A 21,574-nucleotide genomic window follows, 5' to 3' on the forward strand; every position below is an offset into this window, starting at 1 on the left:
AATATTACTGCTGCTGAATCTCAAATTCGTGATGTTGACTTTGCTGCTGAGTCTGCAAACTTCAACAAAAGAAATATCTTAGCACAATCTGGTTCATATGCAATGAGTCAGGCGAATGCTGTACAACAAAACGTGCTTAGATTATTACAGTAGTAATAATCGCTAAAACAAGGCTTTAGCCTTGTGAGCAAGTTTCTTTAGAAAATGTACTTCGTCTACTTCAGTAGTAAAGTGTAACATTTCTTTAAAACTAAGCCTTTTTGGCTTAGTTTTTTTCTATCTCTTTTAAAAAATCTTCCAAATACTCTTTATAATATGTTATCAATCTAGTCAGTTGCGTAGTTAGCAGCTTACTAAGTTTTTTGATATGTTTTTTTGGATTATCAATCTCTTTTGTATTGATAAAATCAAAGATGTATCCGCTGACCATCTGTATGTAAAGACTAATGACTTTATCTGTATCCCCTACTTCATCTCTTCCATCTTCAGCTAAGATATCCATAAACAAGCCAAGAAGCTCATAATGAAATTTATCAAGAGAGCTAAAGTTTTTCTTTTGGAAAGAGTCAAGAAGATTTAAAATATTTGTAGCATGCTCAACTCTTTGTTGAATGATTTTTATCTCATCATTTGATAAACCAATAGAAGAGAACTTCTTAAAAGCCTCCTGAAGCGATAAATCTGGTTTTTTTAGTGTATATTGAAGTTTAATATCTTCCATTTTTTTTGGACTTGCTTTGTAAATAGCAGCACCATTAGAGAGATTATATGTTTTTTGCTCATCTGATTGCAGTCTACTCAAAATTCCACGAAGTTCTGCTAAAGAAGCGATAAAGTGTGGTGTTGTTGGTACTTCATCTTGGAAGTTTCCTTCGGTGGTTAGTACTGTGTCATGATAGTTGATATTTTCTTCTAAGTCAAGCACATGGTCAATATCAAGCTTTTTACTGTGAATATGTTCAGATAGATGTGTTTGCCCTGTGTCGGCATCAAGCGCCATATCAAGTCCAAGAGCATAGAACTCTTGAGCTTGGAATTTTACGGCAAGTGCATAGCTCATAATGCCAACATTGGAAGCTGTAAGTTGGCCATACCCTTTTTTTATAGTAGCTGCTGCTTGAAAAATATAGACATTCTCTTTTTCAAAAGCTTGCGCAAATTCTGGATAGGTAAAAGAGGCAAACAAAGCAATGGCGTCATTGAAAAAATCAATATTTTTAACATTTTCAAGGTGTTTCATACTCGCTTGAAATCCGTCAACATGAATGAGAATATCCGGTTTTACATTGTGTTTTTCTAAAAGACCCATAGTGGCACTAACGGCAATGATAGTAAAGTTATTTTGATGTTTTTCTACCCATTCTATGTTGTTTTGAAGTGATGGTCCTGCAGCGAGTAAAAGAACAGGATGTTTCTGTAAAAGAGCCATTTGGGAGAGAGCTTCAATATTTACATATTTATATCCATCTTTAATATAATCAAGTGGACGTAAATATATCTGCATAACAGCTGAGTGCGGAAACTTGAGATAATCTTGTGAGATGATCACACTATGGATAATTTTGAGCTTATCAGTAGAATGACTTAATAGTTGAAAATATTTTAGGTAATGGTTATAGATAGGCATTTCTCTTAAAAAGGCCTGGATTTTATAGCGAAAGATATCATTATCGTCAAAGATAGAGAAGATGAGTGTCGCACCATTGTTTGTCAACGCCTTATAATCTGTTACAAACAAAGAGAGATAAAAAAGTTCCAAGTCATCTTCTACGATAAAATATGTGTAAGCATTGATTTTCTCATGTACTTTCGTAAGATGGAGACCAAGCCCTACTCCCATAAAAATAAACTTATAGAGTTTTTTCATCGTTGTATCTTTGTTCGCAAACTGATTTGTATAGTTTACAATAGGTGCAATTGTGACAATTGCAGATTCCAAAGGGTTCATTTTTTCATATTTTTGAAGCATTTCTTCGCTAAAGGAAAGATCTCTAAAAGTTTCAAACAGGTTGTCTTTCTTGGAAAAATCAATATGCTCTTTCACCATCTGCGCATGCTTATTGCTATCCATATTATAGAGCCACTTTCCACTCTCAATCTCTACTACATCAAAGTAACCTTCTTCTTTATATTCGAGCTCATATCTTGGTGTGTAGTATTGATTTTGCAGTGCATTTTCAAAGGCTGTAAGTTGATTATAAAGACCTTGATATTCTGCTTGGAAGTAAAGCATATTATTTTTATAGGTGTTTTGCGCTTGGGTTTCGATTGAGGAGTTATCCATTACTTTCCTTGAATTAAAAATGTAGCAAAATCAAAATCGAGTTGTGTATCTATATCTACTGACTCTTTTTGGGGCATAATATAAGCATAAATATTTTTTTCTAAAAAAAATGTATCTTGTGTTAAGAGTAGCTCTGTTTTTGCTATATAAATTGCACCATTGAGTCTATAGTACTGTTTGAGTTCTTGACTACGTAAATTTAGCAATTTTTGGTCCAAAAATCCTGACATACTGTTGTTTTCTCCAAGAGTATTACTCCATAATGGAGAGTGCTCGACCTCACAAACAGATATGACAGCATCAGCCTCTTGTTGAACTAATAATTCAATCGCTTCATCTATATGTTTTTTCTCACGTAAGGGACTTGTCGGTTGTAGAAGTACAACATAGTCATAACTGGAAAATATATTCAGGGTATGTTTGATAACATCTATGCTGCTAGCTGTATCATTGGCTAGTCTATCAGGCCTTTTAATAACTTGCAGAGCATTTTGTTTTGCTATTGAGAGTATCTCATTATCATCGCTTGAGACAACTACTTCATCAAGATACCTACTCTTTTTAGCAGCCTCAATGCTCCATGTAATCAAGGGTTTCCCTGCTAATGGTAAGATATTTTTACGAGGAAGGCGTTTGCTACCACCTCGAGCAGGAATAACAGCTAAAAAAGTTTTACCATCAAGCATTAAAAGATCTCTCCATATTCATTTTGAGCCTGTTCAAAGTCACTCATGCGTCCAATATCGAGCCAGTACTCATGAATAGGAAAAGAGATAGATTTGAGCTTATCTTGAATGATATCATTAAAGAGTGTTGGCATATCATAAAACTCATTTTTTGGAATATATTCAAAAACCTGTGGAGAGAGTACATAGATACCGGCATTGACAAAAAACTTGTGTACAGGTTTCTCTTTGATGGAGATGATCTTACTTCCGTCTGTTTCAATGACACCATAAGGTACTTGATAATCATATTCTCGAACACACATTGTTGCTACTGAGTGCTCCATCATATGAAAGTCAAGTAGATGCTCGAAGTTGACATTTGTAAGCAGATCAGCATTCATCACAAAAAATGGTTCTTGTGGTCTCTCTTGCATAAGTGAAAGTGCCCCTGCTGTACCTAAGCGTTTTGATTCCTCGATATATTCAATATTTACGCCAAGACTTGCACCATCACCAAAATACTCTTTTATCATTTCTGCTTTATAGTTGACACTGATAGTAATATTTACAAATCCATACTTTGCAAAATTTTCTATAATGGTCTCTAAAATAGGTTTGTTTCCAACCTTTAATAGTGGTTTTGGTACATCCTGCGTGAGGGGATGGAGTCTTGTACCGAGGCCTCCTGCCATTAGGATGACACGATTGCTTTTTGCATTTGTTTTTAAGAGGTTTGAGAGCTCTTCTATCTTGACAAGTCTTCCTTCATCATCAACGATGGGAATTTGATAGATTTGTTTACGAATGGCTTTTTGGACAATGAGCTCTTTTGAGTCATTGATATTTGCCAAAGTTGGCTCTTTAAAGTAAAGTCCTTCTATGCTAGAGTCAAGAGTAAGACCATTTAAGAGTCCACGACGGATATCGCCATCGGTCAGTGTTCCTACAACTTTTTCATCTTCATCAAGTACGATGGCAATACGCATAGCACCTTTGTCTATTACCTCCAAAGCCTCTTTAATGCTAGAGTTTTTTCTTAGTAAGATATTTGTATAATTATTCATTACAGTCCTTTATGGTATGAAATTTTTTGATTAAAAGATCTTGCAGGGAAACACTTTTTAAAACCTCTATAATTTGCTGTGATGTCTCATGGGAAGATTCATAGGGATTTATGTTGTGTTGCAGTTTTTCTTGCAGAGTTGGTGTATATATCTGTGCTATTGCTTTTTGAATACTTTGTTTATCAATAGAAACATTGATAACAGATACTGCCTGGAGTCGTCCCTCTTGACGCTTACCAATATTGATAGTTGGTTTTTGAAAACTAGGTACTTCCAAAATACCACTTGAGCTGTTTCCTATAACTCCGTCAACATATTGTATGGCACTAAAATATCGAAGTTGCCCGAGTGATGTGAAAACAATAGCATTGGTATGTTCACTGATAAATGTATCTATCATAGAGTTGATGATAGTACCTCCTGTGTCGGCATTTGCTTTGGTGAAAATAAGGAGTGTATCATCAAGGTCTTCAAGTGCATCTAGAAGCTCTTGAAACTGTTCTTTTGGAGAGAGCGCAGCGAGTGTTTCTGGATGGTAGGTTATAAGTAGATTTTTTTCTTTGAGTTTTATACCTATGGACTCTTCAAATTCTTCTCTGTTTAGAAGTTTGAGTTTTTTAATATTTTCAATACCAAGTGCCCCGATATTGTGTACTCTCCAAGGTTCTTCACCCATTTGTAAGACTCTTTTTTTATACTCCTGTGTCGCAGTAAAGTGAAGATGTGACAGTTTTGTAATTGCGTGACGAAGAGCATCGTCCATTGCTCCTTGTGTTACTTCCCCTCCATGAATATGTGCTATTGGAATGTGCAGTATTGTAGCTGTTGCAGCGACACTAAGCATCTCATATCTATCTCCTAAGATAACAACTATATCAGATTTTAGTTCTGTAAGTGTTTGTGTAAGCTCTGTTTGCAGTTTGGCCATTGCCAAAGAGTTACTTTGTGGTCTGTTTTCCTCAAGGGGAAGAGGTATTTTTGCACTGATAGTGAAACACTTTTCTATCTCTTCATAAGTGTTGCCAAAACTTTGAGAGAGATGAGCCCCAGTTACTATGAGTTGTAGTTCTAAATTTGCATCAGCATCAACTTTTTTAATCAGAGGCTTTAGCAATCCATACTCTGCGCGCGTTGCAGTAACGAGGGCTATCTTTCTCATATCATATCATCTTTGGCATAATTTTTTTGTGCGATACTTCCTAGAATCTCATCCCACTTCATAGGGCTGATTCCACTACCGGGGCGTTTGACATCAAGATTGTCTTCGCGGAGAACTTCCCCTTCTTTAATCTCTTTTGCCGCAACGATACTTTTACGTGCTACTGTGATATTTGGTGTTTCACTAGGAGATGGTTTTTTCTCAGAAGAACCAAGTGCTTTTTCGATATTACGGATGGAGTGTACCATTGCTTTGAGCTCATCTGGTTCTAAAGAGGCTTTATGATCAGGACCAGGCAGTGTACGTGAGAGGGTAAAGTGTTTTTCTATTACACTTGCTCCCATTGCAACAGCTGCTATAGGGACCTCGATGCCTAGGGTATGGTCGCTGTAGCCAACGGCTACGTCAAGCTCTTTTTCAATACTGAGCATTGCCCGCAGGTTTACATCTTCCATAGGTGTTGGGTACATTGTATTTGCATGTAATATGGTAATATTTTCTTTTTTTGTTCCGTTGCAAAGAAGAACATGAAAAGCATCTTTTACTTCTTGCATTGTTGCCATTCCTGTTGAGAGGACTACTTTTTTATCAAGCCTAGCAATAGCACGCAAGTAGGGCAGGTTAGTGATTTCACCACTTGGAATTTTAAAAATTTCTAAATCCAAATCATTTAAAAGTTCTATGCTTTCTAAGTCAAAAGGCGTGGAGAGAAACATGATGCTCTTGCTTTGACAATACTCTATAAGCTCTTGATGTACTGCAGTATCGAGTTCAAGTTTTTTAAGCATCTCAAACTGTGAGTCATCCTCTTCTTGCATGTTTTTTTGCTGATAGGCTGCTTTTTTAGCACTTTTGCTGACAAGTTTCTCAGCTTTAAATGTTTGAAACTTTACTGCATTCGCACCGGCATCACTGGCTACATCGATAAGTTGTTTAGCAAGTTCTATACTGCCGTTATGATTTACACCAGCTTCAGCAATGATAAAAACACTCATTTTACAAGACTCCCGGCTTTTATAAATCCTTCCAAAATGATTCCCTGTTTTGTAGTTACACCACTCCCGACAAAGCTATTGGCTTTTACAAGGACATTACCATTAAGTACGGAAGCTGTTGATATATGACAATTATCTTCTACTATAGTGTCATGCTCTAGAAGTGTTTTAGAATTGATGATGCAGTTTTTTCCAACTTCTGCACCTGCATTTACAAGGGCGTGATGCATAACAACTGTCCCTTCACCAACTGTTGCATGTTCTGAACAATAGGCAAGAGGAGAGATGATTGTTGGAATAGTAAAATCAAGGGCTTTGAGCTTTTCAAAAAGTTTGATGCGAACAGAGTTTGACTTTATATGTCCAATAGTGATGAAAGCGTACTTATAACGCTTGCGTAACTCCTCCAAATCATCATCACAGCCGATTAGCGGGTAGTTTAAAACAGCTTGAGATTCTCCTGTAAATTTTTCAATAATACCGGCTATCTTAAAGCGTTTTTCCTGTTCTATGACATCAATGACACTTTTGCAGTGTCCACCACCACCAATAAGTAGAATCTCTTTCATTATAATCTTACTCCACTTGGGATATTTACTATTTTTTCTTGTAACTCTTTAGAATTTTTCAGTCCATCGTTATAGCATTCGTGGAACATAGTAAGTTCACTCAAAAGCTTCCATACTGGACGACTCATAACTCCATGTTTATTGCTAAATTCCAAAAAAACATCTCTCTGTTTTTGATTCTCAAAAGAGATGGCATTGAGCCAATAGTTGCTTTGTGCTTCTTGTGGCTCTTGAATGAATGCTATATCGTCAAAATTTTCAAAAAACTTTTTATACTCTTCTGCCAAGGCTCTTTTATCAGCTAAAAATCTCTCAAGCTGTTCCATCTGGGCGACAAGAAGTGCTGCATTGATATTTGGCATACGGTAGTTAAAGCCTATCTCATCGTGTATGTATTCCCATTGATGAGGTACCTTTGCTGTTGTCGTGATATGTTTTAAATGTTTTGCCAATGCTTCATCATCTGTTACAATCACACCGCCTCCGCCTGAAGTGATGATTTTATTACCGTTAAAACTAAAAACACCCATTTTCCCAAAGGTCCCCGTATGTTTGTTTTTATAAAAACTTCCCAGGCTTTCAGCACTGTCTTCAATCAGTGTGATACGCCATGCTTTACACAGAGAGGCTATAGTATCAATTTCGCAAGGGTGTCCAAATGTATGCATCGGTACACAGGCTTTAATTGTTTTGCCACTTTTTTTGTTTTTGCACTGACCATTTTGGATAACACAATATTCTTCTAAAAAAGTTTGCAGTGCTTTGACACTCAAGCCTAAAGTAGTTTTATCTACATCTAAAAAAACAGGCTCTGCACCGCAGTAACTGATAGCGTTACTTGTTGCTATAAAACTCAAAGCCTGCGTGAGGACTTCATCTCCCTGCGTTACTCCTGCAAGCTTTAAAGCTGCATGGAGGGCAGATGTGCCATTAACACAGGCAATAGCATATTTACTGCCAACATAATCGGCAAACTCCTCTTCAAAACGTGTGACAAATTTGCCGACAGAAGAGACAAAAGTAGAGTCTATACATTCATTGAGGTATCTCTTTTCATTACCTAAAAAACGAGGTTCATGGAGAGGGATAAATGCTTCTGTGTTATAGAGTTTATGAATAAAGTCAGTAATTTCTTGCATTACATCTTTCCGTCCAAATATTTTTTCTTATCTTCATATTCAAAATTTGGTAGAAGTTTGAAAAACTCTGCAACGATTGCTTCTTTGCTCCACGTGTGTTGTGTTTGCATTTTTTCAAGTTCACTTTCAAAATCTTGAAGTTTTTCTGCATCAAAATCAAGCTCATTTTTGATAATACCAAGATTGTTAAATCGTTCCATATCAAGAGTCTCATTGTCAGTAAAGAACTCTTCAAAATCCTTTTCGCCTGTTGTATCACTTTTTGTAAAAAGACAGGGCCATTTTCCTTTTTGAGGTAATGTTTTTGCAAGCTCTCTGGCTTCATCTTCACTTTTACACAAATAAGGTTCATACCCTTTTTCTTTGAGGTATTTTACAGCGATATCCGAAAAAGATATCAAGTGGAGGGCTTCACTGAGTTTTGGAAAAAAGATATCTCTGTTTTGGCCAAAAAGTGCACTCATCAAGCAAAGTTCACCACTCTCTTTTGGTGTGACAAAATAGCGTTTTACATCGTTTGGTGCGACAATAGGTTGTTTTTTTTCAAGCCGCATATTAAAGCTGTGAAGCAAGGAACCATCACTAAAAGCGACATTGGCAAAACGAGCCATAGAAACTTCGATATCAAGCGAGTTTCGATGGACAAACATCTCCATTATCCGCTTGCTTGCTCCCATCATATTGACAGGATTTGCTGCCTTGTCTGTTGAGACACAAAAGTATTTTTTTACACCTTTGCCACTTGCTTGCTTGAGAGTTTTGTCAGTATTGAAGATATTGACCTCACACATACGCATCAGCGTGTAAGGGTCTTTTTCACTGCGGACATGTTTGAGTGCCGAGAGATTTAAAATATAGTCATATTTCCCATCATTTTCAAAAAAAGCATCATATATTTGGCTGCCGATATCGAGTGCAAAAGTGGCAAATTCTCCATCGATGTAGCCGTAAGAGCTGCGAACATCTCGAACAAGTTCAGCAAGATTGTTTTCAGCAATATCAACAACATGAAGTTTCTTTGGATTACGAGAAAATATCTCTTTAACAACGGCACTACCAATGCTTCCAGCACCTCCAAGAACTAAAAAGCGGGAATTGCTTACAATGGTGCTGAGCTCTTTGTCATAGAGAGTAATATCATCATTAAAGAGTTCTTTTTCTCTACCGATTAGGTGCAGTATGCTCACAGGAATACCTTTGTTGTATTTGTTTGATTTAGAAAGAATCTAGCAAGTTTAATACCATATTAAATAATTAAATATATCTAGAATTTTGCCGATAATATTGTCATTAAATAATAAAGACAAGGTTTTTATTCAAAGGATTGAAAATGGCAATAAGTTCACTAGGCCTTGGATCAGGTGTTTTAACGCAAGATGTTTTAGATCAATTACGACAAGCAGATGAAGCTGCAAGAATAACACCTATTGATTTAGAAATTGCGGCGGCAAATGATGAAAAAGCTGCATTGAGCGTTCTTGATGCAAAAATGACAAATTTAGTAGATAATATTTATGCTTTAAAATCACCAACACTCTATGATGAGCGAACTGTAGCTGTCGATGGTACATCAGTTGAAATGACAGCGAGTGCAAACAGTGATATTGGTGAATTTACACTTGATGTTACACAGCTTGCTACAAAACAGATAGAAGAGTCAGGTTCTTTTACTGCTTCTACTGACACGATAGCAACAGCTGCAGGAAGTCTGAACCTTAATATTGATGGACAAGATTTTACGATAGACTATACAGATACAACAACTTTAGAGGATTTGAAAAAATCTATCAATGATATTGCCGGTGATAAAGTGAATGCTACTATTGTACAGGTTGCAAGTGGTGATTATCGACTCTTTTTAAGTTCTGTAGATACTGGAACTACACAAGATATTACTATTACAGATAATTCTGGAAATCTTTCAGGTACACAATTGACAAATGATTTAACAGCTGTCCAGACAGGTGTTGATGCTCAGTTTACCTATAATGGACAGGCAATTACACGCACTTCTAATAATATAACTGATCTCATTACAGGTTACGATATTACACTTAAAAGTTTAGGAACTTCTACTGTGAAAGTCGAGCAAAACCGTGATGCTATCATGGAAAAAATCGATAATTTTGTCACAAAATATAATGATGCGATGAAAGAGTTAGAGTCACTCACAAAAAACAGTACAGATGCCCAAGAGAGAGGGATTTTTGCCTCAGACAGTACAATCAGAGGTCTGCAAAGAGCATTGAGAATGGCTATGGATGAGATAGGTGGTGGAGTTGCTACTATTTATGACTATGGATTTGATATTGCAAAAGATGGTACGTTAAGTATTGATAAGGATGTTTTAAATCAAAAACTTGATGAGAACGCAGCCAATGTAGAGGTGTTTTTTACCGGTGGTAATTTTGACAATGGAGATGGTACGACAACAGCTATTGATGGAGCATTTGCGGAGCTCTATACACAAGTAGATGCCTATACCGGTTTTAATAAAACACTTGATAGTTTTCAAACAGATTTAAATGACAGAATCTCTACACTTGAAGAGCGTAGACTGGATGCAATCGAGAGATTGGATAACAGATATGAAACCTTGGTAAAACAGTGGGGTGCGTATGATGCACTGATTGCTCGTTTGAATAACTCTGCTAATGCATTTATCCAAATGGTAAATACACAAAATACGCAAGATAATTAAGGTTTTCGAGGAAAAGGCCGATGTAATTGGCATCGAGAAAAGATAAAAAAGGATTTAAGATGTATGCTAATGTTGCACATAATATTTATAATGAAAATCATGTTTCAGTTGAGTCTCCGGCAAAGTTAATTGAGATGTTATATGAGGGTGTTTTACGGTTTAATGCTCAAGCAAAAAAAGCGATAAAAGATAAAGATATTGAAAAGAAAGTTTATTGGTTAAATCGCTCGATCGCTATTGTGAATGAATTACGTTCTATTCTTGACTTTAAAGGTGGTGATATTGCTCTTTATTTAGATGGTTTGTATGAATACCAACTTGAGTTGCTCTTTGATGCAATGTTAGAAGATGAAAGTAAAAAACTAGATGAGTGTACAAATGTTTTTAAAGGCTTATTAGAAGCGTGGCGAGAGACAACAAATGTGGCTTAATCAACTCAAAGTTGCTATTGCAACAGAAGATTTTTCCCTATTAGAGAGTTTATTAGTAGATCTTCCCCACTTGAGTGATACAAAAGAGATAGAGAGCGCATTAATTCTTTTTGCTCAAGCAAAAGAGTTACTTGAAGCTAAAAAAGATGAAACAAAAGCCTCTATGCAACAGATCAAAAAAAATATAAACTTTTTAAAGTCGGGTGTTGCCGACGCTCCTGCAAAGTTTGACATTAGCTCTTAGGTTTTTTCTTTATTCCAAACTGCAAACTTCTTATCGTATATTCACTTACAACTGCGCCTTTTCGCATAGTGAGGATATGTTCCACTGCATCGGCGATATCACTCGCAAGTAGTTTTTCATTCTCCTCTTCACTGACATTAAAACGTAGCTCATCATAAAAGTTTGATTCTGTCATATCTGGATTGATGTTTGTGATGCTCAGTTCACTTTTTCTTGTCTCTTCAAAGAGCGCATCTCCAAAGGCTTTCAGACCTGCTTTTGTTGCAGAGTAAAGTGCTGCAAACTTACTTGCACGTAAGGCTTCTATGGAGTTGATATTGATAAGGTACCCGCCACTTTTTTTTAAAGATCGTAGAGTGGCATGTGTGAGCAGCATAGGAGCTGTAAGGTTAAGATGGGTCATCTGTTCTATGATTTTTGAGCTCTGTTCTTCATGTGGTTCAAATCTTCCAAAACCTGCAGCATTGATCAGTATATGAGTATCCTCTTTTTGTAAAATATTGCAGAGCTCTTGCGTTGCGTGAGGTTGGCTTAAGTCTGCTTGTACTGCCTGAAAGTTTTGATGAGAAAATGCTTCATAGGTGATTGTACGACTGATACCGATTACAGAGTACCCCATTGTAAGGAGTCTCTGTGTGATAGCTTTGCCAATCCCACTGCTTGCTCCCGTAACGACTGCTTTTTGCAATTTTTGCTCCTCTTTTTGCTATACTACATTCATGAAAAATATTTATATAACTGATTTAGACCATACATTTTTGCGTTCTGATTTGTCTGTAAGTGATTATACTAAAAAAATTTGGAACTCTTATGAAAATGATGCCATTTTAGGCATTGCAACTGCAAGGACCTACAAAAAAACAGCACAGTTTTTAGAGGGCATTTCTGTAAGTGCTCCGATGATACTGCTTGATGGCGCACTCATTGCAACGATGGATAAAAAGATCATCGATACGAAGTTTGTAGACAAAGAAACAGGTGATGCTATCATAGATGAGGGGGTAAAACTTGGTATTTACCCCTTTGTTCTTTCACTTGTAGATAATGAGCTGAATGAGGCATTTTCCTACTCTACAACACTCAATGGTTATCAGAGTGAAATCATTAAACGTTACTCAAATGATAACCATACACATGAGTTTAAAAGCTTAAGAGCAATGGAGAATAACTTTAAAATCGTCTATATGGCAGATGAGGATATTTTAATAGAGTTAGAGAAAAATATCAAAGCTCTTTTTGGGGAGGAGCTCAAGTATATTTTAGCTCCTGAAGCCTATATGGGGTGTCATTTTTTGACGATTTTACATAAAGATGCTGATAAGGCCCATGGCATACAAAGTGTCAGTGAAGCAGCCGGATTTGATCTAAACAAATTGACCGTATTTGGAGATAACTACAATGACATAGGCATGTTTGAACTGGCAAACAGTGCTGTAGCTGTCGCAAATGCACAAGAGGGTGTCAAAGAAAAAGCAGATATCGTTCTGCCGCATACCAATGATGAAGACGGAGTGGCACGCTACTTGGAGGCACTTAAAAATGGCTAGAAAATCAACACTTATACCGATGCTCGTCATTGGAACGCTCTTTTTTATCTTTGGCTTTGTAACATGGCTCAATGGTTCACTTATTCCCTTTTTAAAAGTTATCTGTACACTCAATGAGTTTGAGGCACTTTTTGTGACCTTTGCTTTTTATATCGCCTATACCGTTATGGCACTGCCTATGGCATTTGTCTTAGAGAAGACAGGATATAAAAAGGGAATGGCACTAGGTCTCTTTGTGATGGCTGTTGGAGCACTGCTTTTCATTCCCGCTGCAAAAGCAGCTGCTTTTGGCATATTTTTAACAGCGCTCTTTACACTTGGAACGGGACTGACAATCCTTCAAACGGCATCGAACCCTTACATCGTGTTAGTCGGTCCCATTGAGTCTGCTGCAATGCGTATAAGCATTATGGGACTTATCAACAAAGGTGCAGGGGTTTTAGCTCCCATCGTCTTTACGGCTTTGATTTTTACAGATATGCAAATAGGTACAGACTTAAGTGGTATGGATAGAGTAGCATTGGCCGGACAGTTGGTAAAACCTTATATTGTTATGGCTGTTATGCTGACTGTTTTGGCCCTGTTTGTTCTCTTTTCCTCACTCCCTGAGATAGAGTTTGTGGAAGATATATATGATGATGAAAATATCTTTGGTTTTCCTCGTGTTGTCTTAGGTGCTGTTGCACTCTTTTTTTATGTCGGTATCGAAGTGATTTCCGGAGATACCATAGGTCTCTATGCACAGAGTATAGGGATGCAAAATGTAACTGCACTTACTTCTTATACAATGGCATTTATGGTTCTGGGATATCTCATTGGGGTCCTTTTCATCCCAAAATATCTCTCCCAGGAAAAGGCACTGACATATTCAGCGCTTAGTGGTATCATTTTACTTTTTGGAGTAGTGTTTTCCTCAACAACCGATATAACGATATCTTCTTATCTGTGGGGATGGAGTGGTATTATGTTGTTACCAAATTCTTTGGTATTTGTAGCCCTTTTAGGACTTGCAAATGCTCTTGTTTGGCCGACTATCTGGCCTTTGGCATTAGAAGATCTGGGGAAACATACCGCTAAAGGGAGTGCATTGCTCATTATGTCCATTGCCGGTGGGGCACTGCTTCCACTTGCCTTTGGACGTATCGCACAAACCTTAGGGAATATGCAAGAGGCTTACCTCTTTGGCATACTCTGTTACTTTATTATTCTAATCTATGCATTGAAGTGGCATAAAATGAAAGGCTGGAGAGTTTAGTTATGTATGGGCTATGCTCTTTTGAGAATGGATTTGAATATCTTGATATCTCAAATGCAGCAGCTCACGCAAAGATAACACTGCAGGGTGCGCATATATTTGAGTACTTGGCACAAGGGAGAGAATCTTTATTATGGCTGAGTGATGAGAGCAGTTTTAAAGAAGGTGTAGCTATTCGCGGTGGCATACCGCTTTGTTGGCCACGATTTGGAAACCTTGATAAAACACTTCCTCAGCATGGTTTTGCAAGGGTAATGCTTTTTGAACTTATCTCAGTGGAAGAACCAACTCCAAAGCTCACAGAGGTACATCTGCAGTTAAAAAGCAGTATCCAGAGTCGAGAAGTTTGGGATTATGAATTTGTTTTGGATGTTGTGTTTCGTATCTCTGAAAAACTCACTATCTCTATGACTACACATAACTGTGATAGTAGAGAGTTCCTTCTTACGCAAGCATTTCATAGCTATTTTCAAGTATCTGATATTGCCAATGTAACCATTTGTGGTTTGGAAGGTATCTCTTTTTTAGATACGCTGCGTGAGAAAAGATATGTAGAGAATAAGCCAATAATTATTGAAAGTGAAATTGATAGAGTCTATGAAGGGGCTATAGGTAAGATTTTTCTCTGTGATGGCAAGAGAAGAGTAGAGATTTTGGCAGAGAATTCTGCTTCGGCTATCGTGTGGAATCCATGGATAGAAAAATGTTCACAAATGAGTGGTATGAAAAATGAGGCTTACAAAGAGTTTGTCTGCATAGAGAGTGCCAATGCTTTTGATGATTTTAAAACTCTTCAGGCAGGTCAGAAAGATACGATCACAGTTCACTATCAGGAGGTTTAAAATGGCAAAAGTAGTTATATTTTCAGGTGCAGGAATCAGTGCCGAGAGTGGGATATCAACCTTTCGAGACAGTGGAGGTCTTTGGGATAACTATAAGATAGAAGAGATTTGTTCTGTGGGGTGTTTGGACTGGAACTATGAAGAGACGATTGCCTTTTATGATAAACGACGTGAAGATATTCAAGACAAAGAACCCAATAGAGCACATCATGAGATAGTAAAACTTAAGAAAAAATATCCAAAAGACATTACCATTATCACGCAAAATGTGGATGATATGTTTGAAAGAGCAGGATGTAGAGATCTGTTGCATCTGCATGGTTTCTTGCGTGAGGTACGATGTGAAGCCTGTGGTTTTTTGGATGACATCGGCTATGCAAAGCTGCGTGAGGTCTATGACGCTTGTCCGAGATGTTCACACCTACTGCGACCAAATGTTGTCTTTTTCGGAGAAGCAGCACCAAAATATGCAGATATGTATAAAGAGCTAGATGATTGTGAGATGCTTATAGTCATCGGGACAAGTGGTATTGTCATCAATACAGATGTGTTCATTAGAGGGGGCATTCGCTACTCAATACTTAATAATCTGGAACCAAGCCCAGCCATTGACGATACATTATACTCAAAAGTTTTGTATAAAAAAGCTACAGAAGCGATTGATGAGATAATAGAAGATACTAAGGAGTTCTTGGGGAATATTTAAAATGTTTTTTTGTAAATAATGCTATAATCTACACAATATAAATAAAATGGAATTTTATGGCAAGAGTTACAAAAGAAGAAAGAAAAAATGGAATTATTTCTGCTGCGTTGAAGCTTTTTTCTGAAAAAGGCTTTTATATTACAACTATTCCTGATATTGCTGAAAAAGTTGGTATGAGTGTTGGTAATTTTTATAACTATTTTAAATCTAAAGATATTTTAGCAAAAGAGCTTGTTTTATATATTTCGGAATATCTTGGTAATCAGATTCGTGAGATAAATGATAGAGAGATATCAACAGAGGAAAAAATTTATGAAATAATCTCTATGTATTTTAATATGGCGGATGAGAAGCCTGAAATGATAGAGTATTTTTTACGTGTTTACCTTTCAAATCGTGAAGTGTTTGGTGATGGATGTGAGGGGATGATATGTGTTTCTCCTTTTGTAACTGAAATGATGATGTTTTTTAATGATGGTGTTGCAAATGGAGACTTACATGATCAAGATTTTTTTTCAGCTTTTGGTCTCTTTATGGGCTATCTTGGAGGTATGGTTTTTCTCTTTGGAGAAAAAATATTGCCTGAACCGTTAGAGTGGTATAAAGAGTCTATATCACAAAATATTTACAATGCACTCAAAACAAGATAACAAGCCACGTCTTCTTTGGCTTCAGGGTGTTACATGTAATGGTAATACCCACTCCTTTTTAAATCTTCCCTATCTGCCACTTCTTTTGGATAAGTTTGAAGTGCTTTACTATCCGGCTATGGAAGCATTACATAGTTTTGAAGAGATATCTGCATGTAAGCTCTCATGTGATGTACTCATCTTTGAAGGAGCATATGATCCATTGATGAAACGTAACGGTGTTTTTATGAAAGAGATGCTTGCTCATTATGCAGCTACTGCAAAACATATCGTTGCCGCAGGGACTTGTGCAAGTTTTGGAGGTATGTTTAAAGAAGCAGCTTCGCATAGAAATAGTGGTATTTTATTTAATGAAGAAGAGATGAATGGACCTCTTCTTAAGCATAAAAAACGGATTATTAATCTTTCAGGTTGTCCCATTCACCCTGAATGGATGGGGTATACATTAAGTATGATTGCCAATGATCAAACAGTTATAACTGATGAATTGCATCGTCCTGTAGAATTATATAGTAATTTAGCACATCATGGATGTACACGAAACGAATATTTTGAGTGGAAGGTTGATACTAAAGGTTTTGGTCAGAAAGAGGGATGTTTGTTTTATGAACAAGGCTGTCGTGCTCCTATGACACATGCATCATGTAATAAAATACTTTGGAATGAGGTGAGCTCAAAAACACGAATTGGTACACCCTGTTTTGGATGTACCGAACCCGACTTTCCACGAACAGAACTCTTTCAAACAAAAACCAATATGTCAATACCGGAAGATGTACCATTAGGTGTTCCTAAAAGAAGTTATCTTACAATGGCGGGAATTGCAAAGACCTTTCATATAAAACGTTTAGAAGGAAAGCTAATTGATTACAAGACAACTGATTGAACAGATTGAGGGTGAAGCATCTGTATATTTTGATATAAAAGAGAAAAAAGTTAATTTTGCAACAGTAACTTTCCCACATTTTAGAGGTATGGAGTCGATACTTGAAGGTAAAAATGCCCTTGATTCTTTGGTTATTAGCCCTCGAGTATGTGGTATATGTGGGCATGCGCATTTAATGGCAACTGTACGTGCATTGGAAGATGCTTACAAAAATGCAGGTTGTGAAATTATTCTTTCAGAAAAAGCAGAAAAAATTCGAGAATTTACTCTTATTATGGAAATGATACAAAATCATTTTAAATGGCTTTATATTGTTATTATTCCAGAACTTGCTAAATTGACAAATAGCATCCTAGAAAAAAAACCACTAAAAGGAGCGTATGCAGCCTCTTTAGCAGCAAAAGCCATTGCTATTTTTGGTGGACAATGGCCACATTCGTCTTATATGATTCCAGGTGGAGTAACATGTGATCCTACACAAATAGATATATTACAGGCTCAAAATCATATAGATGAACTTATATCATTTTTTGAAAGAGAGAGTTTAGGTATAGCACTAGATAAGTTTTTATCTTTTGAATCTTGTAAAGATTTTAATAAAGAGATACAATCAGACATTACTTTATTAGAAGAAAGTTTAATTGTTGCTGACATGAATCATAAAGGTTTAGCATATGATAGATTTATAGTTATGGGTGAGCATGATTTTACGCATGTTGCAAAATTAAAACAAACAAGAGCTTTTGGAGTAGATAGCAAGTACGTATCAACAGTAGAAGCTTATTCTCCACAAGAAAATACATATGCTTATAATGCTCTTTATAAAGATGAATATTATGAAACAGGACCACTTGCTAGAATGATGTCTATCTCTCTACCTATTATAAAAAATATGCATAGAAGATATAAAGATAGTGCTTACTCACGAGTTATGGCACGTGTGTTTGAGATAGGATATATGCTTAACTATGCAAAAGAACTGCTTCAAAATATAGATATTTTACAAGAGTCAGTAGTTAATGTAGCAGATATAAAAAAAATCTCAGCATCTGGTCTGGGTATAGTGGAAGCTCCTCGTGGTCCACTACTCCATAATATAGAAATTAAACAGGGTATTATTCAAAACTATAAAATTATTACACCTACACAGTTTAATATTGGGAGTTCTACAATAGAAAAACCAACATCTGTACAAATTGCTATGAAAGGGACAACAAAAGAGGATGCGCTCTTTATCTTTCGTACATTTGATGTTTGTTCCGTCTGTACTACTCATTAATTTTTCTCATTTAGTCCGAAAATAAAATAAGAAATGCTGCTTTTCAGTTTAAAATAAAAAATATAATATCTGTTTAAGTTATATCAGGATAGCATAATGAATGATTATTCATTTAATGTAAAAAAGGAGTTGGCTATGGCAGATAGAATAGAGGGTGTAAAAAAGCTTTTTACATCTAAAAGTGCACGTGTTGAAACAAACAAAGGTGATGCTTACTATGACAAATTGTTTCAAACATGTCAGGCAAGAGTCGAAGAGTTGAAGACACAGCAACCTATAAACAATAGGTTGGATATAGAGGATGTGTTAGAAGCACATGGAATAGAGAGACGTGATTTTTTAAAATGGGCTAGTGCTGTAACAGGTATGCTAATGCTGCCAGCTTCTTTTACTCCTCTTGTAGCAGATGCTGCACTGCTTATGAATAGGGCACCGGTTATCTGGTTAGAACTTCAAGATTGCGCAGGTAACTCTGAGGCATTATTACGCTCTGATGGGCCAAAAATTGATGAAATTGTTTTAGATATTATCTCTTTAGAGTTCCATGAAACACTCCAAGCTGCTTCTGGACATCAAGCAGAGAAACAACTTGAAGATGCAATGGAACACTTTAAAGACAAGTACTTACTATTTGTTGAAGGATCTATTCCTATGGAAATGGATGGTCAATATGGTACTATTGGTGCAAGTGCAGAAACATTTTATGATCATTTAATGCGTGTTAGTAAACATGCTGCTGCAATTGTTGCAGTTGGCTCTTGTGCTACATTTGGTGGTGTGCCTGCAGCTTCTCCAAATCCAACAGGAGCAGTAGGTGTTATGGACGTTATTAAAGGAAAACCTATTATTAATATTCCAGCATGTCCTGCTAACCCAGCAAATATGGTTGGTGTAATCATTCATTATATTTTAACTGGTCAAGTTCCAGAACTAGATTCATTGTTACGTCCTAAATTTGCATTTGGTTATAGAATTCATGATAACTGTGAAAGACGTGCACACTTTGATGCTGGTGAATATGTAGAAGAGTGGGGTGATGAGGGTGCTAAAAACAACTTTTGTCTCTACAAAGTTGGATGTAAAGGTCCTATGACATTTAATAACTGTTCAATCGTTAGATATAACGAAGGTGTTAACTGGCCTATCGGTGTTGGCCGCGGTTGTATCGGTTGTTCTGAACCAGATTTCTGGGATAAATATGCGTATGAGCGCCCAATGGCAGATGCAAATATTAAAGCACCAACAGGCGGTGTTGAAAAAACTGTTGATGAGTTTGGTTTAGGTTTGTTAACAGCAGCAGGTATAGGTATTGGTATTCATGCAGTAGCAAGTGCATTGGCAGGTAAGAAAGAAGATGGAGGAGAGGTATAATGGCAAAAAAACATATTATAGTAGATCCAATTACTAGGATTGAAGGACACTTGAGAATTGAGGCAGTAATTGATGAGAATAATACAATTGTAGATGCTTACTCTTCATCTACAATGTTTAGAGGTATTGAGACTATTCTTCAAGGACGTGACCCACGTGATGCAGGTCTTTTGGCAATGCGTATTTGTGGTGTGTGTACGGGTACACACTATCAACGCTCTATAGAGGCGGTAGAAGATGCTTTTGATATTACTATTCCTAAAAATGCACGTTTAGTTCGTAACTTAATTCAGGGTGCACTCTATATTCATGATCACCTTGTGCACTTTTATCATCTTCATGCTCTTGATTTTGTTGATGTTGTTTCAGCTCTTTCTGCTGATCCAAAGAAAACTGCAGTTGAAGCTGAAAAATGGGCAGGAGTATCTGGTACTTCTCCATATATTTCAGGAGCTCCTGCATTTCAAGAGATTCAAGATAGAGTGGCAAAATTTGTAAAACAGGGTCGTCTTGGAATCTTTGGAAATGGTTACTGGGGTAATAAACATTATAAATTAACACCAGAGCAAAACCTCATTGGTGTTGCACACTATTTAAAAGCTCTTGATATTCAAAGAGATATGGCTAAAATGCAAGCAATTTTTGGTGGTAAAAATCCACACCCACAATCAATTGTAGTTGGTGGTGTTACTTGTGTACAAGATATTCAAAATCCTGCTCGTATAGCACTTTTTAAATCACTTTTAAAAGAGAGTACGAAGTTTATAAAACAGGCATATCTTCCAGATGTTTATATGGCAGGAACTATGTATGCTGATGAGGCAACAGATAGTAGTGCAACATTTACTGAACTTATGAAAGGTAAAGGTGTGGGTGGAACTGGTGGAGGACTTTTAAGTTATATGACTTATGGTGATTTCCGTCTTGATGATACTGGTTTTTATAAATCTGCACTTCTTTTCCCTTCAGGTGTTGTGTATGATGGTGATTTATCTAAGGTTCACGAAGTTGATCCAGATAAAATTGCTGAAGATGTTACACATGCATGGTATGAAGGTGATAAACCATTGCACCCATATGATGGAGAAACGATTCCTAAATATACTGGACTTGACAAGCATGCTGATGGTATGGCTTATTTGAAAACAGATGAAAAGTACTCTTGGATTAAATCTCCGATTTATGATGATAAACGTGTAGAAGTTGGACCACTGGCTCGTATGGTTGTAGGTGTTGCAAAAGGTGATGAGAGAATTACAAAGTATGTAACAAACTTCTTAAAACGTGGAAACTTGCCAACATCTGTACTCTTTAGTACAGTAGGACGTACAGCTGCTCGTGCAATAGAGACAGAGCTTATGGCTGATGTTATGATGGATTGGGTAGATGAATTGGCTGCGAATACTGCGAGTGGTGACTTGAGTACATGGACTGACTTTGACTTTGATAAAGTAAGTGTAAATACAAAAGGTCGTGGTATGGCAGAAGCTCCTCGTGGTGCTTTAGGACACTGGGTTAGAGTTGAAAATGGAAAAATTGCTAACTATCAAGCCGTAGTTCCATCAACATGGAATGCAGCTCCAAGAGATTATAAAGGTCGCTTGGGTGCATATGAAGCATCACTTATCGGTACTAAAGTTGCTGATCCAGAACAACCATTAGAGATTATTCGTACAATCCATAGCTTTGACCCTTGTATTGCTTGTGCAGTGCATGTTGTTGATACAAAAGGTAAAGAACTTGGTGTCTATAAAATAGATACCGGGTGTAGTATTTAAGGGAGT

At 36.8% G+C, this 21,574-nt stretch carries 22 protein-coding genes; 13 read left to right on the forward strand and 9 right to left on the reverse strand.

What is annotated here, in order from left to right; genetic code table 11:
- Positions 1-153 (forward strand): flagellin (locus MNY27_RS08625; protein ID WP_346392170.1); only part of this gene is annotated, 153 nt, incomplete at its 5' end.
- A 112-nt stretch (positions 154-265) separates the two neighbouring features.
- Here MNY27_RS08625 and MNY27_RS08630 read toward each other — a convergent pair.
- Genes MNY27_RS08630 through MNY27_RS08665 form a run of 8 tightly spaced genes read right to left on the reverse strand, consistent with a single transcriptional unit; the run spans position 266 to position 9,065 of the window.
- Positions 266-2,284 (reverse strand): 6-hydroxymethylpterin diphosphokinase MptE-like protein, encoded by a 2,019-nt coding sequence (locus MNY27_RS08630; RefSeq protein WP_152183228.1) that lies wholly within the window; start codon positions 2,282-2,284, stop codon positions 266-268.
- Positions 2,284-2,970, reverse strand: a complete 687-nt coding sequence (locus MNY27_RS08635; protein ID WP_152183229.1) for an acylneuraminate cytidylyltransferase family protein — start codon at positions 2,968-2,970, stop codon at positions 2,284-2,286. Before MNY27_RS08635 ends, MNY27_RS08630 begins: the two co-directional genes overlap by 1 nt.
- The gene (locus tag MNY27_RS08640) at positions 2,970-4,016 is read right to left on the reverse strand and encodes a nucleotidyltransferase family protein (protein WP_152183230.1); all 1,047 of its coding nucleotides are present in this window, start codon (positions 4,014-4,016) and stop codon (positions 2,970-2,972) included. Before MNY27_RS08640 ends, MNY27_RS08635 begins: the two co-directional genes overlap by 1 nt.
- Positions 4,009-5,175, reverse strand: coding sequence for a UDP-N-acetylglucosamine 2-epimerase (gene neuC, locus MNY27_RS08645; protein WP_152183231.1), 1,167 nt, complete (start codon positions 5,173-5,175; stop codon positions 4,009-4,011). The genes MNY27_RS08640 and neuC overlap by 8 nt, the downstream gene beginning before the upstream one ends.
- Positions 5,172-6,170: an N-acetylneuraminate synthase gene (gene neuB / locus MNY27_RS08650; protein WP_152183232.1), complete on the reverse strand. Its 999-nt coding sequence runs from the start codon at positions 6,168-6,170 to the stop codon at positions 5,172-5,174. Before neuB ends, neuC begins: the two co-directional genes overlap by 4 nt.
- Positions 6,167-6,739, reverse strand: a complete 573-nt coding sequence (locus tag MNY27_RS08655; RefSeq protein WP_346392159.1) for a NeuD/PglB/VioB family sugar acetyltransferase — start codon at positions 6,737-6,739, stop codon at positions 6,167-6,169. Before MNY27_RS08655 ends, neuB begins: the two co-directional genes overlap by 4 nt.
- The gene (locus MNY27_RS08660; RefSeq protein WP_152183234.1) at positions 6,739-7,878 is read right to left on the reverse strand and encodes a LegC family aminotransferase; all 1,140 of its coding nucleotides are present in this window, start codon (positions 7,876-7,878) and stop codon (positions 6,739-6,741) included. Before MNY27_RS08660 ends, MNY27_RS08655 begins: the two co-directional genes overlap by 1 nt.
- Positions 7,878-9,065, reverse strand: a complete 1,188-nt coding sequence (locus tag MNY27_RS08665) for a UDP-N-acetylglucosamine 4,6-dehydratase (protein ID WP_152183235.1) — start codon at positions 9,063-9,065, stop codon at positions 7,878-7,880. Before MNY27_RS08665 ends, MNY27_RS08660 begins: the two co-directional genes overlap by 1 nt.
- Before the next feature lie 143 nt (positions 9,066-9,208).
- Between MNY27_RS08665 and fliD the strand changes: the two genes are divergently transcribed.
- From fliD to MNY27_RS08680, 3 genes are read left to right on the forward strand one after another with little or no spacing between them, the layout of a single operon-like run.
- Entirely contained in the window at positions 9,209-10,579 is a 1,371-nt protein-coding gene (gene fliD / locus MNY27_RS08670; protein WP_152183236.1) for a flagellar filament capping protein FliD, read from the forward strand.
- 59 nt (positions 10,580-10,638) lie between these two features.
- Positions 10,639-11,010: a flagellar export chaperone FliS gene (gene fliS, locus MNY27_RS08675; RefSeq protein WP_152183261.1), complete on the forward strand. Its 372-nt coding sequence runs from the start codon at positions 10,639-10,641 to the stop codon at positions 11,008-11,010.
- The gene (locus MNY27_RS08680; RefSeq protein ID WP_152183237.1) at positions 11,000-11,254 is read left to right on the forward strand and encodes a hypothetical protein; all 255 of its coding nucleotides are present in this window, start codon (positions 11,000-11,002) and stop codon (positions 11,252-11,254) included. The genes fliS and MNY27_RS08680 overlap by 11 nt, the downstream gene beginning before the upstream one ends.
- Here the strand turns inward: MNY27_RS08680 and MNY27_RS08685 are convergent.
- Positions 11,244-11,942: an SDR family NAD(P)-dependent oxidoreductase gene (locus MNY27_RS08685; protein WP_152183238.1), complete on the reverse strand. Its 699-nt coding sequence runs from the start codon at positions 11,940-11,942 to the stop codon at positions 11,244-11,246. The genes MNY27_RS08680 and MNY27_RS08685 overlap by 11 nt on opposite strands.
- A gap of 31 nt (positions 11,943-11,973) precedes the next feature.
- On the opposite strand from MNY27_RS08685, the gene MNY27_RS08690 reads away from it, so the two are divergent.
- The 9 genes from MNY27_RS08690 (at position 11,974) to MNY27_RS08730 (ending at position 21,568) form a co-directional block, all read left to right on the forward strand.
- On the forward strand, positions 11,974-12,801 hold the full coding sequence (locus tag MNY27_RS08690; protein WP_346392160.1) for an HAD family hydrolase: 828 nt from the start codon (positions 11,974-11,976) through the stop codon (positions 12,799-12,801).
- Positions 12,794-14,056 carry a sugar MFS transporter gene (locus MNY27_RS08695; RefSeq protein ID WP_152183240.1) on the forward strand — a complete coding sequence of 421 codons (1,263 nt, stop codon included), beginning with the start codon at positions 12,794-12,796 and terminating at the stop codon, positions 14,054-14,056. Before MNY27_RS08690 ends, MNY27_RS08695 begins: the two co-directional genes overlap by 8 nt.
- Positions 14,057-14,058: 2 nt before the next feature.
- Positions 14,059-14,898, forward strand: a complete 840-nt coding sequence (locus MNY27_RS08700; RefSeq protein WP_152183241.1) for a D-hexose-6-phosphate mutarotase — start codon at positions 14,059-14,061, stop codon at positions 14,896-14,898.
- Between the two features lies 1 nt (position 14,899).
- Positions 14,900-15,604 carry a Sir2 family NAD-dependent protein deacetylase gene (locus tag MNY27_RS08705; RefSeq protein WP_152183242.1) on the forward strand — a complete coding sequence of 235 codons (705 nt, stop codon included), beginning with the start codon at positions 14,900-14,902 and terminating at the stop codon, positions 15,602-15,604.
- A gap of 56 nt (positions 15,605-15,660) precedes the next feature.
- Positions 15,661-16,254, forward strand: coding sequence for a TetR/AcrR family transcriptional regulator (locus MNY27_RS08710; RefSeq protein WP_152183243.1), 594 nt, complete (start codon positions 15,661-15,663; stop codon positions 16,252-16,254).
- A complete protein-coding gene (locus MNY27_RS08715) occupies positions 16,235-17,140 on the forward strand; it encodes a hydrogenase (RefSeq protein ID WP_152183244.1) in 906 nt (301 codons plus the stop codon). Before MNY27_RS08710 ends, MNY27_RS08715 begins: the two co-directional genes overlap by 20 nt.
- Positions 17,118-18,419 (forward strand): nickel-dependent hydrogenase large subunit, encoded by a 1,302-nt coding sequence (locus MNY27_RS08720; RefSeq protein ID WP_152183245.1) that lies wholly within the window; start codon positions 17,118-17,120, stop codon positions 18,417-18,419. The genes MNY27_RS08715 and MNY27_RS08720 overlap by 23 nt, the downstream gene beginning before the upstream one ends.
- Before the next feature lie 135 nt (positions 18,420-18,554).
- The gene (locus MNY27_RS08725) at positions 18,555-19,790 is read left to right on the forward strand and encodes a hydrogenase small subunit (protein WP_152183262.1); all 1,236 of its coding nucleotides are present in this window, start codon (positions 18,555-18,557) and stop codon (positions 19,788-19,790) included.
- Positions 19,790-21,568 carry a nickel-dependent hydrogenase large subunit gene (locus tag MNY27_RS08730; protein ID WP_152183246.1) on the forward strand — a complete coding sequence of 593 codons (1,779 nt, stop codon included), beginning with the start codon at positions 19,790-19,792 and terminating at the stop codon, positions 21,566-21,568. Before MNY27_RS08725 ends, MNY27_RS08730 begins: the two co-directional genes overlap by 1 nt.
- The last annotated feature ends 6 nt before the right edge of the window (positions 21,569-21,574 follow it).

Origin of the sequence: Sulfurimonas sp. NWX79, assembly GCF_039667035.1 — a bacterium.
In the GTDB taxonomy this organism is placed as follows: domain Bacteria; phylum Campylobacterota; class Campylobacteria; order Campylobacterales; family Sulfurimonadaceae; genus Sulfurimonas; species Sulfurimonas indica.

Bases quoted from the DNA above. Each gene is read 5' to 3' on its own strand.
- MNY27_RS08630 (WP_152183228.1), bottom strand. From the start codon at position 2,284: ATGGATAACTCCTCAATCGAAACCCAAGCGCAAAACACCTATAAAAAT.
- MNY27_RS08635 (WP_152183229.1), bottom strand. From the start codon at position 2,970: ATGCTTGATGGTAAAACTTTTTTAGCTGTTATTCCTGCTCGAGGTGGT.
- MNY27_RS08640 (WP_152183230.1), bottom strand. From the start codon at position 4,016: ATGAATAATTATACAAATATCTTACTAAGAAAAAACTCTAGCATTAAA.
- neuC (WP_152183231.1), bottom strand. From the start codon at position 5,175: ATGAGAAAGATAGCCCTCGTTACTGCAACGCGCGCAGAGTATGGATTG.
- neuB (WP_152183232.1), bottom strand. From the start codon at position 6,170: ATGAGTGTTTTTATCATTGCTGAAGCTGGTGTAAATCATAACGGCAGT.
- MNY27_RS08655 (WP_346392159.1), bottom strand. From the start codon at position 6,739: ATGAAAGAGATTCTACTTATTGGTGGTGGTGGACACTGCAAAAGTGTC.
- MNY27_RS08660 (WP_152183234.1), bottom strand. From the start codon at position 7,878: ATGCAAGAAATTACTGACTTTATTCATAAACTCTATAACACAGAAGCA.
- fliD (WP_152183236.1), top strand. From the start codon at position 9,209: ATGGCAATAAGTTCACTAGGCCTTGGATCAGGTGTTTTAACGCAAGAT.
- fliS (WP_152183261.1), top strand. From the start codon at position 10,639: ATGTATGCTAATGTTGCACATAATATTTATAATGAAAATCATGTTTCA.
- MNY27_RS08680 (WP_152183237.1), top strand. From the start codon at position 11,000: ATGTGGCTTAATCAACTCAAAGTTGCTATTGCAACAGAAGATTTTTCC.
- MNY27_RS08690 (WP_346392160.1), top strand. From the start codon at position 11,974: ATGAAAAATATTTATATAACTGATTTAGACCATACATTTTTGCGTTCT.
- MNY27_RS08695 (WP_152183240.1), top strand. From the start codon at position 12,794: ATGGCTAGAAAATCAACACTTATACCGATGCTCGTCATTGGAACGCTC.
- MNY27_RS08700 (WP_152183241.1), top strand. From the start codon at position 14,059: ATGTATGGGCTATGCTCTTTTGAGAATGGATTTGAATATCTTGATATC.
- MNY27_RS08705 (WP_152183242.1), top strand. From the start codon at position 14,900: ATGGCAAAAGTAGTTATATTTTCAGGTGCAGGAATCAGTGCCGAGAGT.
- MNY27_RS08710 (WP_152183243.1), top strand. From the start codon at position 15,661: ATGGCAAGAGTTACAAAAGAAGAAAGAAAAAATGGAATTATTTCTGCT.
- MNY27_RS08715 (WP_152183244.1), top strand. From the start codon at position 16,235: ATGCACTCAAAACAAGATAACAAGCCACGTCTTCTTTGGCTTCAGGGT.
- MNY27_RS08725 (WP_152183262.1), top strand. From the start codon at position 18,555: ATGGCAGATAGAATAGAGGGTGTAAAAAAGCTTTTTACATCTAAAAGT.
- MNY27_RS08730 (WP_152183246.1), top strand. From the start codon at position 19,790: ATGGCAAAAAAACATATTATAGTAGATCCAATTACTAGGATTGAAGGA.